Annotated in this window: 11 protein-coding genes; 9 read left to right on the plus strand and 2 right to left on the minus strand. The window is 73.4% G+C overall.

The window, feature by feature from the left end; all coding sequences use genetic code 11:
- Nucleotides 1–71: 71 nt before the first annotated feature.
- Nucleotides 72–446, minus strand: a complete 375-nt coding sequence (locus tag ABUW04_RS34550; RefSeq protein ID WP_380568375.1) for a cupin domain-containing protein — start codon at nt 444–446, stop codon at nt 72–74.
- Between the two features lie 106 nt (nt 447–552).
- Between ABUW04_RS34550 and ABUW04_RS34555 the strand changes: the two genes are divergently transcribed.
- From ABUW04_RS34555 to ABUW04_RS34590, 8 genes are all read left to right on the plus strand, one after another.
- A complete protein-coding gene (locus ABUW04_RS34555; protein ID WP_030250549.1) occupies nt 553–1,008 on the plus strand; it encodes a MarR family winged helix-turn-helix transcriptional regulator in 456 nt (151 codons plus the stop codon).
- A 140-nt stretch (nt 1,009–1,148) separates the two neighbouring features.
- Complete coding sequence (locus ABUW04_RS34560) at nt 1,149–2,543, plus strand: hypothetical protein (protein ID WP_380568377.1); 1,395 nt, start codon at nt 1,149–1,151, stop codon at nt 2,541–2,543.
- Between the two features lie 11 nt (nt 2,544–2,554).
- The gene (locus ABUW04_RS34565) at nt 2,555–3,520 is read left to right on the plus strand and encodes a glutamate ABC transporter substrate-binding protein (RefSeq protein ID WP_380568378.1); all 966 of its coding nucleotides are present in this window, start codon (nt 2,555–2,557) and stop codon (nt 3,518–3,520) included.
- Nucleotides 3,521–3,643: 123 nt separating this feature from the next.
- Nucleotides 3,644–4,975 carry a hypothetical protein gene (locus ABUW04_RS34570; RefSeq protein ID WP_232242037.1) on the plus strand — a complete coding sequence of 444 codons (1,332 nt, stop codon included), beginning with the start codon at nt 3,644–3,646 and terminating at the stop codon, nt 4,973–4,975.
- A 40-nt stretch (nt 4,976–5,015) separates the two neighbouring features.
- Nucleotides 5,016–7,769, plus strand: a complete 2,754-nt coding sequence (locus ABUW04_RS34575) for a tetratricopeptide repeat protein (protein WP_449341764.1) — start codon at nt 5,016–5,018, stop codon at nt 7,767–7,769.
- A gap of 540 nt (nt 7,770–8,309) precedes the next feature.
- Nucleotides 8,310–9,392 (plus strand): PP2C family protein-serine/threonine phosphatase, encoded by a 1,083-nt coding sequence (locus tag ABUW04_RS34580; RefSeq protein WP_063757438.1) that lies wholly within the window; start codon nt 8,310–8,312, stop codon nt 9,390–9,392.
- Nucleotides 9,393–9,396: 4 nt separating this feature from the next.
- Complete coding sequence (locus ABUW04_RS34585) at nt 9,397–10,743, plus strand: vWA domain-containing protein (RefSeq protein ID WP_030250537.1); 1,347 nt, start codon at nt 9,397–9,399, stop codon at nt 10,741–10,743.
- 75 nt (nt 10,744–10,818) lie between these two features.
- Nucleotides 10,819–11,805, plus strand: coding sequence for an FHA domain-containing protein (locus ABUW04_RS34590; protein WP_380568380.1), 987 nt, complete (start codon nt 10,819–10,821; stop codon nt 11,803–11,805).
- Nucleotides 11,806–11,840: 35 nt separating this feature from the next.
- Here ABUW04_RS34590 and ABUW04_RS34595 read toward each other — a convergent pair whose 3' ends face one another.
- Nucleotides 11,841–12,194, minus strand: a complete 354-nt coding sequence (locus ABUW04_RS34595) for a nuclear transport factor 2 family protein (RefSeq protein WP_380568381.1) — start codon at nt 12,192–12,194, stop codon at nt 11,841–11,843.
- A 64-nt stretch (nt 12,195–12,258) separates the two neighbouring features.
- Here ABUW04_RS34595 and ABUW04_RS34600 point away from each other — a divergent pair, with 64 nt between their 5' ends.
- Nucleotides 12,259–12,660, plus strand: a complete 402-nt coding sequence (locus ABUW04_RS34600) for a globin (RefSeq protein ID WP_380568382.1) — start codon at nt 12,259–12,261, stop codon at nt 12,658–12,660.
- Nucleotides 12,661–12,713 lie beyond the last annotated feature (53 nt).

The raw sequence follows: 12,713 nt of genomic DNA on the forward strand, positions 1-12,713 counted from the left end.
GGCGGCCCGGCGGGTGTCCTCCGCCGGGCCGCCGGCCGTCGTTCTGCCCCTTCACCGTCTTCACCGTCGCGTCAGTTGGCCCAGGGCGGGGTGACGGTGCTGCCGTCGGCGAGCGTGGCGGTCAGACCGACGCTGGTGACGGTCCACATGGTGGCGGGCTCGCCGCCGGGGTTGTCCACCCCGAAACGGGCTCCGGCCGGGACGATCACGGTGTCGCCGGGGACCAGGTCGGCCGCCTCTCCGTCGACGGTGAAGCGCAGGGCGCCGGTGAGGACGTGGATGACCTCCTCGCGGCTGACGGTGTGCGGGACGCCGGTGGTTCCGGCGGGGATCTCCACCCGCCAGGAGCAGATCTCCTTGCTGCCGGTACCGGCGTTGGCGTGGGCGACGAAGCGGGATCCGTGCATCTCGTGGACGGTGGCGTCGGCACTGCGGATGACAGGCATGATGGCTCCCCGGATTGATGGTCAAGCGGCTTGTCCTTCTGTGGATAGTCAAGCTGCTTGCCCATCGATAGTCAAGCCGCTTGTCCTTCCATGGCAGACTTGGCGCATGAACGACTCCCGTGCCGCCGACGTCCGCGCCCTGCCCGCACTGCTGCTCGCCCTCAGCGGCGAACTGGTCGCCGGCGTCCAGGCCGGCGGTACCGCACGGGGCTTCGGCGACGTACGCCCGGCACACGGCTACGCCTTCGTCCGGCTCGCCCCCGACGGCGCGACCATCGGCGAACTGGCCGAGTACCTGGGCTTCACCAAGCAGGCCGCCAGCCAGCTGGTCGACGAACTGGTCCGCAAGGGTTACGTCGAACGCCGTCCCCACCCCACCGACGCCCGGGCCCGCCTGGTCGTCCTCACCGAGCGGGGCTGGGCCTGCACCAGGGCCGCGGACGAGGCGGCGGCGGAGACGGTGGCCCCGTGGATCGAGGAGCTGGGGCCGGAGCGGTTCCACACCCTGGTGACGGATCTGGCCCGACTGGCACCACGGGGACCGATCCGGCCCAGCTGGTAGTCGCTCCTGTCCCGCCCGCGTCACAGCTGGGCGACGAAACCTCAAGATCGACGCAAGTCCCGTGTGGATGCCGCAGGGGTTGGCCATACTGCTCCCAAAGGACCGCAGCAGGGGAGCGACGGGGGAAGGGGGCGCGCCTGATGACGACGCCGGGTCAGGGTTACGGGCAGGGCGGAGGGGCGGTGGCCACGGCGCCGCCGTCACCGCCCGCCCTCGTGCGCCCCGCCGACGAGAGTCCCGCGCCCGGCCGTGGCGGCCGCCGTCCCGGCGGCTCCCCGCTGCGCCGGCTGTGGACCATGGGGACGCTGCTGGCCGTACTGGCCGTGGTGTTCGGCGTGCTGACGGTGACCCAGGTCGTGCAGAGCTCCAACGCCGCCACCAGCGTGGTGGACCACAGCCAGCCGCTGAGCGACGACGCCGCGCAGATCTTCCACTCGCTGGCGGACGCGGACACCACCGCGGCCACCGGCTTCCTGCAGGCCGGCAACGAGACCGCGGCGGTGCAGAAGCAGTACAACAGCGACATCGCGATGGCCTCCACGCTGCTGGCCAAGGCCGCCGGGAGCACCGCCGCCGACGACCCGGGACAGGTCCAGATCCGCCAGCTCAACGCCCAGCTCCCGGTCTACACCGGCCTGGTGGAGACGGCCAGGGCCGACGACCGGCAGGGGCTGCCGCTGGGCGGCGCCTACCTGCGGTTCGCCTCGGGCCAGTTGCAGAACACGATGCTCCCCGAGGCGAAGCAGCTCTACACCACCGAGACGGCGCGGCTGCACCACGACTACGCGGACGCGCAGGCGCTGCCCTGGGCCGCGATCGGCCTCGGGGCGGTGCTGCTGGCGGCGCTGGTCTGGGCCCAGGTCCGGCTGTTCCGGGGCACCAACCGGGTGTTCAACGTCGGTCTGCTGGCGGCCAGCGCGTTCACCGCCGCCGCGCTGATCTGGCTGGGCACCGCGCAGAGCCTGGCCGCCTCCGATCTGCGGGCCAGCAACACCCGGGGCGCGGCGCCGCTGCAGGTGCTGAACGAGGCGCAGATCACCGCGCTGCAGTGCCGCGGCGCGGAGAACCTCAACCTGGTGGCCCGCGGCTCCACCACCGACTACCAGACCCTCTGGCAGACCGTCAGCACCGAGCTGGCCGGCCAGGGCGGCTACCTGGACCAGGCCGTCCAGATGACCAGTGGCGACGCCGCGGCGCAGCAGCAGGTGCAGGCGGCCCTGGCGGCGTTCGGCACCTGGGACAAGCGGCACGACGCGGCCGGCACCGCCAACAACAACGGCGAGTACGCGACCGCGGTCCAGGACACCATCGGCTTGCCGGGGACCGCCTCCACACAGACCACGGATGCGGCGTTCACCAGCCTGAACTCCAGCCTGGCCGCCGCCATCAGCCATGAGCAGGCCAACTTCGCGAAGCTGGCCGCCGACGGGCGCGGGGCGACCACGCTGCTGGCCGAGGGCGCCGGCGTACTGGCGGCGCTGGCCGCCGCCGGGGCGCTGCTGGGCATCAACCGCCGGGCGGCGGAGTACCGGTGAGGGGGCGACAGATGACGAGGAAGCGACTGATGGCCATGGGCACGGGCAGCCGGACCCGCGCGGCGGTGCTGGCGGCGGGTGCGCTGCTGCTGGGCACCGTCGCCCTGCCCGGCAGCTCGGCGGCCGAACCGCGGCCGCAGGCGGTGCGGATCAGTGCCGGGGCTCCGGCGCTGGCACCCGCCGCGGCGACCTGCGACACCGGCACCAGCCTGACGCCCAGCACGGACGACAGCGGGCCGAACGTGCAGCGGATCAGGAAGCGCGGGAAGCTGATCGCCGGCATCGACACCAACAGCGACCTGTGGGGCTTCCGGGACCCGGCCACCGGGAACCTGCAGGGCTTCGACATCGACCTGGTGCACGCCCTGGCCAAGTCGATCCTGGGCGACGCCAACGCGGTGGAGTTCCTGGCCGTGCCGACCGCCAACCGGATCACCGCGCTGCAGAGCGGCCAGGTGGACGTGGTGGTGCGGACCATGACGATCACCTGCGACCGGCTGAAGCAGGTCTCCTTCTCGGTGCCCTACTTCGACGCCGGGCAGGAGGTGGTCGCGCCCAAGTCCTCACCCATTACCGGACTGGACGACACCGTCAAGGGCAGGCAGGTCTGCGCGGCGACCGGCTCCACCGGTCTCGACCTGCTGAAGGCCAACCTGCACGGCGCCAAGGTGTTCACCGTCGCCAACCAGCTGGACTGCCTGGTGCAGATGCAGCTCGGCAACGTGGACGCGACCATCACCGACAACGCCTTGGGCGCCGGCCAGGTGGCCCAGGACCCGACCATTCATCTGGTCGGCGGACTGTTGGACCACGAGGTCTACGGGGTGGCCATGAAGCTGGGCTCCACTGATCTGGTCCGCAGGGTCAACGCCGCGATGCAGGACTTCCTGGCGAACCAGTGGACCGCCGAGTACAGCAAGTGGTTGAAGCCGCTGGGAGCTTCGCCGGGGGCGCCGGTTCCGCACTTCGCGGGTTGAGCCGGCCGCCCAGGTGACGAGAGTGCAGAGGACGAGTACCCGAGGGTCGACAATTCAAGGGACGACGGGGACCGAAGAACGAATGGCGGACGGATGGCGCTGACAGGACCGAACGGTCCGGTGATGACCCGGGAGGAGGTGGACCGCACCCTGACCAGGCTCGGGGCCGAGCGGGACGCCGTGGAGGCGTCGCTGCTGGCGCTCCAGGACCACCCGGGCCGCCGCCTGCTGGAGGGCGCCGAGCTGAACGGCCGCACCCGGGACCGCTGGGTGCAGGCCGAGCCGGGCCTCGGGCTGCTCTGGTCCATGTTCGACACCTACTCGGAGGCGCTGGCCGCCGCCCGGGCGGTGCGCTCCCGGCGGGCCAGGCCCGGTCAGGCCGAGCTGTACGAGCTGACCGAACTGCTGCGCGGACGGGGCGTCACCGTCTCGGCCGGGAAGCTGCCGCAGGGCGGCCACACCGTCACCGGGATCACCGGCAGCGCCCGGATGAGCGAGCAGGTGAGCCTGACCGAGCTGGTCGACCGGATGAACGGCTGGTACGGACGGATCATCGAGATCGCCTCGGCCGCGGACGCGGTCTGGTCCGCGCTGCCGGCCCGGATAGACCTGCTCACCGCCGAGTTGGGCCGGGTGCGGGCGCTGGCCCGCTCGGTGGGCGTGCACCCCGGCGAGCACCCGGCCGGGGACGCGCTGGAGGAGATGACCAAAGAACTGGCCGCGCTGCGCGGCGAGGTGGTCACCGACCCGCTCGCCTTCTGGACCGCGCACCCGGCCGCGGGCGGCTCCGAGACCTCCCGCGGCACCGTCCCCGGCAGCGTGGACACCGGCCGCTACGACCGCGCCGCCCGCACCGTGGACGACCTCCGGCTGGAGCTGGAGGACCTGCTGCGGCTGCGGGACGACGCCGACGAGCGGCTCGAAGGCGTCGGCGAGACACTGGCCCGGGCGGACGCCACACTGGCCGAGGCCAGGCGGGCGCGCGGCGAGGTGCTGGCCAAGATCGCCTCGACCGAGGTCCCGGCCGTGCCCGGTCCCGCCAGCGCGATGCGGGAGCGGCTGGCCCAGGCCGACCAGCTGCGCCGGCACGGCCAGTGGCACCGGCTCGGCCCGCTGCTGGACACCCTGGAGGGCGCCGCCCAGCGCGAGTTGGAGCGGGCCAGGGAGTCGCTGACGGCGGTCACCGCACCGCTGGCGATCCGGGCCGAGCTGCGCGGACGGCTGGACGCCTACAAGGCGATGGCCGCGCGGCGGGGCGTCGCGGAGGATCCGGAACTGATCGAGCGTTACGACCAGGCCCGGCGGATGCTGTGGAGCGCACCCTGCGACCTGAGGGCCGCCGAGTACGCGGTCCAGCGGTACCAGCAGGCGCTGCGACCACCCGGCAACGGTTTTGACGGCGATCTTAACGGCGGCGGGGGCAGTCCGGTGGACGGGCGCCCGTACAGGGGTTGACCATGATGGCGAACAGTCGATCGATGGGGGGATGGCGGGGATGACGTCCATGACGGGCACACCGTGCACACGGCCCGAGTGCACCGGCGGCGGAGTGATCGACGCCGACGGCTACTGCACCGAGTGCGGGCTGGCACCGGCGGCGGTCCCCGCTCAGGCCGCCGCGGCCGCGGGGTCCGCCAGCGGGTCCGGCACCGGCTCGGCGGCGGCCGCTCCGGCACAGGCGGCGGGCCCCGGCTCACCCTGCACCCGGCCGGAGTGCACCGGCAACGGAGTGATCGACGCCGACGGCTACTGCACCGAGTGCGGGCTGGCGCCCGCGCCGGTGGCCGCCGCGAGCGGCGTCCCGCAGCAGGCCTCCTCCCAGTCGGTCCGCTCCGGCAGCAGCACCTCGCGCGGTTCCTCGCGCTCGCTCTCCGGCCGCTCCCGGTCGGTCCGCAGCGGTTCCACCCGCTCCTCGGTGTCGGTGCGCAGCACCCGCAGCAGCACCTCGCAGTCCAGCCGGGGCGCGCTCGGCGCCGGGCTGGTGACGGTGCCTCCGGTGCCCCGCCCCGATCCGCGCAGCATGGTCCAGGAGCACCCCGAGGTCCCCGAGCGCAAGCGCTACTGCAGCAAGTGCGAGGCCCCGGTGGGCCGTTCGCGCAACGGCAACGCGGGCCGCCCGGAGGGGTTCTGCACCAAGTGCGGCACCGAGTACTCGTTCAGTCCCAAGCTCTTCGCCGGGGACCTGGTCGGCGGCCAGTACGAGGTGGTCGGCTGCATCGCCCACGGCGGCCTGGGCTGGATCTACCTGGGCATCGACCGCAGGGTCAACGACAAGTGGGTGGTCCTCAAGGGCCTGCTGGACACCGGTGACGAGGAGGCGCTGGCGGTCGCCATCGCCGAGCGCCGCTACCTGGCCGAGGTCGACCACCCCAACATCGTCCGCATCATCAACTTCGTCGAGCACCCCGACCTGGCCAAGGGCAGCACCGACGGCTACATCGTGATGGAGTACGTCGGCGGCAAGTCGCTCAAGGACATCGCCGACGAGCGGCGTGGCGCGGACGGCCGGCGGGTCCCGCTGCCGGTCGAACAGGCCATCGCCTACGCCCTGGAGGCGCTGCCGGCGCTCGGCTACCTGCACAGCCGGGGTCTGATCTACTGCGACTTCAAGCTGGACAACGTGATCCAGTCCGAGGACCAGCTGAAGATCATCGACATGGGCGCGGTGCGCCGCCAGGACGACGACGGCGCGATCTACGGCACCGTCGGCTACCAGGCCCCCGAGATCGCCACCGACGGTGTCTCGCCGGCCTCCGACCTCTACACCGTGGCCCGTTCGCTGGCCGTGCTGACCTTCGACTTCCAGGGGTTCTCCACGGTCTACCGGGACACCCTGCCGGGCCCGGAGGACGTCGAGGTCTTCGACCGCTACGAGTCCTTCTACCGGCTGCTGGTCCGGGCCACCGACCCGGACCCGGACAAGCGCTTCTCCTCGGCTCAGGAGATGGCGGAGCAGCTCACCGGGGTGCTGCGGGAGATCCTGGCGCTCCAGGACAACCGGCCCCGGCCCGCCCTCTCCACCCTCTTCGGCGCGGAACTGCGGGTCGTGGACACCGAGTTGGTCGGTCCGGCCGGATTCGACGCACCCGGCCGGGACCGGGTCGGCCGGCGCCGCGGACGCAAGGCCGCGGTCCCGGCGCCCCGCGCACCGCTGCCGGTGCAGACCGCTCCGGGCGCGGCACCGGCGCCGGCCGTGGGCGCCAACGGCGCCGGCAACGGGAGCGGGGGCCATCCGGCGACGATCCCCGGGGTGGCCCCGGCGCTGCCGTTCCAGCCGGGCGGCGACGCGGCCCCGCAGGTGCTGGCGCTGGACCCGCGCCCGGCCGCGCTGGCGCTGCCGGTGCCGCGGATCGACGTGGCCGACCCCAACGCCGGCTTCCTGGCCGCGCTGATGGCGACCGCGCCCGCCGACGTCATCGCTGCGCTCCGCTCCGCGCCGCTGAGCTCGGTCGAGCTGCGGCTGCGGGAGCTGCGCGCGCTGATCGAGATCGGCGATCTCGCGGCCGTGGACGCGGCGTTGAACGCGCTGTCGGCGGACCACCCGGACGACTGGCGGGTGGTCTGGTACCGCGGCCTCGCCGCGCTGGTCGCCGCGGGCACGGCCGGAGGCCCGGAGCCGCTGGCGGCGGCGCGGGCCGCGGCCGACTCCTTCGACGCCGTCTACGACGCGTTCCCCGGCGAGGCCGCGCCCAAGCTGGCGCTGGCCATCTGCGCCGAGGTGCTGGGCTCGCGCGAGGACGCCGCCGAGTTCTACCGGCTGGTGTGGACCACTGACCGCGCCTACGTCAGCGCGGCCTTCGGGCTGGCCCGGGTACGGCTCGCGGCCGGCGACCGGGTCGGCGCGGTGGACGCGCTGGAGTCGGTCCCGGAGACCTCCAACCACTACGTGGCGGCCCGGGTCGCGGCGGTGCGGGCGCGGCTGCGGGAGCGGTCGGCGGCCGAACCGCTCAAGGGCGACCTGGACGCCTGTTCGGTCCAGCTCACCGGGCTCGGCCTGGACGCACGGCGCCGCGAGGAGCTCTCCGTCGAGGTGCTGGGCAAGGCCCTGGGCTGGGTGCTGGCCGGGCGTCCTGACGGTCCGGCGGGTGCAGGACCGATCCTGCTGCTGGGCCATCCGGCTGAGGAGCGGGAACTGCGGTTCGCGCTGGAGCAGTCGTACCGGGTACTGGCGCGTCTCGCGGAGCAGCCCGAGAAGCGGATCGAGTGGGTGGAGCGGGCCAACCGCACCCGGCCCAGGACGTGGGTGTAAGCGCGCATGGACCAGTTGACCCTTTCCTGTCCCAACTGCGCGCAGCCGGTGGGCGAGAGCGACCGCTTCTGCGAGCAGTGCGGGCGCGACCTGACGGTCGCGGCGAGCCCGCCCTCCGGGGCGACGGCCCCTGCGGGGGCTGCTCACGCCCACGGCGTTGCGGCTGCCGGCACGGGCCCCGACATGCCCTCCGGGCCCGGAGCCCCTGCCGGGCAGGCCGCCTACGGCGGGGGCGCGCCTGCGGCGGGCGGGCCCGGCGGAGCCGGAACTGCGGTGGAGGCGGGAGCAGTCGGCGTGAGCCAGGGTGGGTCCCCCGGGGCGGCGGCCCCTGCGGGGCAGGCCGCTCACGGCGGGTTCACACCCGGCGCGGCCGGGGCAGCCGCTGCCGGGACCCGCGGCGAGGCAGGTACTCCGGCTCCGGCTGGGGCTCTCGGCGAAGTCGGGGCTGTGCCGCCGCGGCCGGTAGGGCCGCCGGTGGTGGGGGTGGATCCCCGGGCCGGGCTGGGGCGGGGCGGGACAGAGGCTCCGCAGGAGGGGCATGTGCCGGGAGCCACCGGGGACTTCCTGCTGGCCGCCCCCGCGCAGCTGCTGGTCAGCGAGGAGGAGCCGGAGTCGGAGCTGGACCACGCCCCGACCGAGCCCAACCCGGTGGTGGTGATCGCCCCGGGCGGCGGCCCGGTGTGCGTCGGGTGCGGAGCACAGCGCATCGACGCGGACGGGTACTGCGAGGCCTGCGGGCGGGCGCAGCCGCGTCCGAGGGACCATCAGGAGCGCGCGCTGGCCGGGGTCACCGGGGTCAGCGACCGCGGCCACCGGCACCACCGCAACGAGGACGCCTTCGCCGTCGCCGCCACCTCCCGTCCCGGCGGCTCCCCCGCCGTGGTCGCGGTGGTGTGCGACGGGGTCTCCTCGGCGACCCGTCCTGACGAGGCGTCACAGGCCGCCGCCGACACGGCGAGTGAGTACCTGCTGGAGGCGCTGGAGTCGGGCGCGGACCCCAAGCCGGCGATGCACGCCGCGATCATGGCCGCGGCGCAGCGGGTCGAGGAGCTGGCGAACGAGGGCCCGCTGGAGCCCAGCCGCAACTCCCCCGCCTGCACCATCGTCAGCGCCATCGCGGCCGACGGCGAGGTCACCGTGGGCTGGGTCGGCGACAGCCGGGCCTACTGGTTCCCGGACGAGCGGGCCGGCTCCGAACGGCTGACCGTGGACGACTCCTGGGCCGCCCGGATGGTCGAGGCCGGACTGATGGAGGAGGCCGAGGCCTACGCCGACGCCCGGGCCCATGCGATCACCGGCTGGCTGGGGGCGGACGCCGTCGAGGTCGAGCCGCACACCACCGTCTTCGCGCCCCCCTCCGCCGGAGTCGTGCTGATCTGCACCGACGGCCTGTGGAACTACTGGGAGTCGGCCGCCGACCTCGGCGCCGTGGTCCCCGCCGACGCCAGGACCCGGCCGCTGGAGGCGGCGCAGGAACTCGTCAGGTTCGCCTGCGAGCGCGGCGGGCACGACAACATCACAGTCGCCGTGCTGCCCTGCCTCGCCTCCCCCCTGTCCACCCCCTACACACCCACCGAGCTCTCGCTGCCCGTCCTGGGCGCGGGAGAGAAGCGGGAGATCTGACCCCATGGCCAGGCTCGCCAAGTCCAACCTGCCGCAGTTCGCCGTCGACATCTTCCAGAACGAGTACCTGGCCGAGGGCGCCCGCGAGGTGAACGCGATCGTCACGGTCACCGCGACCGGCGGCGGGACCAGCGGCAGCGTCAGCGCCCAGCCGGTCAACTTCGCCGACGGCCCGGACGCCGCCGTGGTGATCATGGTGGACTGCTCCGGCTCCATGGACTACCCGTCCGACAAGATACGCGCCGCCCGCGAGGCCACCGCCGCCGCGATCGACGCGGTCAGGGACGGGGTCGCCTTCGCCGTGGTGGCCGGGACGCACGAGGCCAAGGAGGTCTACCCGGGCGGCGGCCAGCTCGCCGTGGCGCACGCAGGCAGCCGGGAGGAGGCCAAGCAGTCGCTGCGCCGGCTCACCCCCAGCGGCGGGACCGCCATCGGCACCTGGCTCAGCAAGGCCGAGCAGCTGTTCCACTCCCGCCGGGACATATCGATCCGGCACGGCATCCTGCTCACCGACGGCCGCAACGAGCACGAGAACCCCAACGACCTGCAGCGCACCCTGGACCGGGTGCAGGGCCACTTCACCGCGGACTGCCGCGGCGTCGGCACCGACTGGGAGATCCAGGAGCTGCGCCGGATCTCCTCGGCGCTGCTCGGCACCGTGGACATCGTCGCCGACCCCGCGGGTCTCGCCGACGACTTCCGGGCCATGATGGAGAACGCCATGGGCAAGGAGGTGGCGGACGTGGCCCTGCGGGTGTGGACGCCGGCCAACGCCGCGGTGAAGTTCGTGAAGCAGGTCGCGCCGACCGTCGAGGACCTGTCCGGGCGGCGCAAGGAGTCCGGCCCGAGGGCCGGGGACTACCCGACCGGCTCCTGGGGCGACGAGAGCCGCGACTACCACGTCTGCATCGAGGTCCCGTCGGCGGCCGTGGGCAGCGAGATGCTGGCCGGGCGGATCAGCCTGGTGGTGCCGCAGCCGGACGGGACCACCGAGGTGCTGTCGCAGGGCCTGGTCAAGGCGGTGTGGACGGACGACATCGCCGCCTCCACCAAGATCAGCCCGCAGGTGGCGCACTACACCGGCCAGGCCGATCTGGCGAAGGCGATCCAGGAGGGCATGGAGGCCCACCGGCGCGGGGATGTGGACAACGCGACGTCCAAGCTCGGCAAGGCGGTCCAGCTGGCGCACGAATCGGGCAATGAGGACACCTTCCGCCTGTTGGCGAAGGTGGTGGACGTGGTGGACCCGAAGGAAGGTACCGTTCGATTCCGTAAGAACGTCAGCGAGGCCGACTCGATGACACTGGAGACCCGGTCCACCAAGACGGTCCGGGTCAAGAAGACGCCCTGATCAGAGCAGCACGCGTCCTGAAGAAGCAGGCCGCCCGGCCGGGCGCTGCACCCACGAGCCAGAGGGGGGCTCCCCATGCCGATCTGCCCGCAGGGCCATGACTCGCCAGCCGCCGACTACTGCGACTACTGCGGCTGGCCCATGCCCACGCAGACCGCCCAGCCGCCGCAGCAACAGCAGCAGCCGCAGCAGTGGGGCGTCCCGGACCCGGCGCAGCAGCAGCCGCCGCAGACCGCGGGTCTGGAGATGTGCCCGATCTGCAGCACCCCGCAGACCGGCCGCTACTGCGAGGAGTGCGGCTACGACTACGACCTGGCCACTCCCTCGCGGCGGGCCCAGCAGCAGCCCCCGCAGCAGCAACAGCCGTCCCCGGTGCCGCCGCACTTCCAGCAGCAGCAGCCGTACGGCCAGCCCCAGCCGCCGCAGCCGCAGTACGGGCAGCAGCAGGGCTACGGACAGCAGCCCGGCGGCTACGCCCAGCCGGGCCGGCCCGTCCAGCCGCAACAGCAGCAGCCCCCGCAGCCCCAGCCGGGCACCTACGGCGGGGTGCAGTACTCCACCGGCGACACCAGCGGCGGTTTCGGCACCGACTACTTCCTGCCGCCGCCGCAGGAACAGCAGCAGCAGTCCCAGCCGTCACAGCCGGTCGGCCGGGTCACCTGGGTGGCCACCGTCGCCGCCGACCGCGACTACTTCAACGACATGATGGCGCGCAGCGGCCCGGACGCCGCCGGGCTCTACTACCCGCCGTACTCGCAGGAGCGGCGGGTGCCCATGACCGGGCGCGGCCAGCTGCGGATCGGCCGGCGCAGCAACCAGCGCGGCACCGTGCCCGAGATCGACCTGTCCACCGCCCCCGAGGACCCGGGGGCCTCGCACCAGCACGCGCTGCTGCAGGAGCAGCCGGACGGCGGCTGGGTGGTCATCGACCAGGACTCCACCAACGGCACCACCCTCAACGGCGCCCCGGACTCGATCCCGGCGCACACACCGGTCCCGTTGAAGGACGGCGACCGGATCCACGTCGGCGCCTGGACCACCATCACGGTGCACCACGCCTGACGGCCGTACGGCGCCTGAGCGATCCGAGGAGACGTTCAGGCGAGGTCGGCACTGCCCTCGCGGTAGACGGCGGCCGAGACGATCAGGCCGTCCCGGAAGCGGAAGAAGCCCGCTATCGGGACGGCGCTGGTCCGGCCCTCGTGGGTGAGCGTCTCGGTGAGCTCGCAGGCCGCGAGGTCGCCCTCGACCACCAGGGTGCGCAGGGTCAGTTCCGGCAGGATGTTGGCCATCGCCCAGCCGAACAGCTCGGTGAGCGCGGCCCGCCCGGTGACCGTGTCGGTGCCGGTCCGCCAGACCGCGTCGTCGGCGAATCCGGCCATCAGGGCGTCCAGGTCCCGGGCGTTGAAGGCGTCCAGATGGGCCTGCAGCAGCTCGCGCGATGTGATCATCCGGTGAGTATGGACGATGGCCGGCCCGGCCGTCCGGGACTCGAACATCTGAGACCATGGGGCCGTGGACCAGATCAAGCGAGGCACCCTCGACACCCGGACGTTCTTCGAGCAGGTCGGCGGCGAGCCGGTGTTCCGGCGCCTGGTGCACACCTTCTACCAGGGCGTCGCCGAGGACCCGCTGCTCCGGCCGATGTACCCGGAGCAGGACCTCGGCCCGGCCGAGGAGCGGCTCGCACTGTTCCTGATGCAGTACTGGGGCGGCCCGCGCACCTACAGCGACCAGCGGGGCCACCCGCGGCTGCGGATGCGGCACGCCCCGTTCACCGTCGACCGCGCCGCCCACGACGCCTGGCTGCGCCACATGGGGGCGGCGGTGGACGAGTTGGGGCTGGCCGAGGAGCACCGGCAGCAGCTCTGGGACTACCTGGTGTACGCGGCGGCGTCGATGGTCAACACCCCCTGACCCTGTGCACCCGCTGACCTGTACACGCTGAGCCAACTCCCGTCCACTACCGG

The organism is Streptacidiphilus jeojiensis (genome assembly GCF_042510965.1).
Taxonomy (GTDB): Bacteria; Actinomycetota; Actinomycetes; order Streptomycetales; family Streptomycetaceae; genus Streptacidiphilus; species Streptacidiphilus jeojiensis.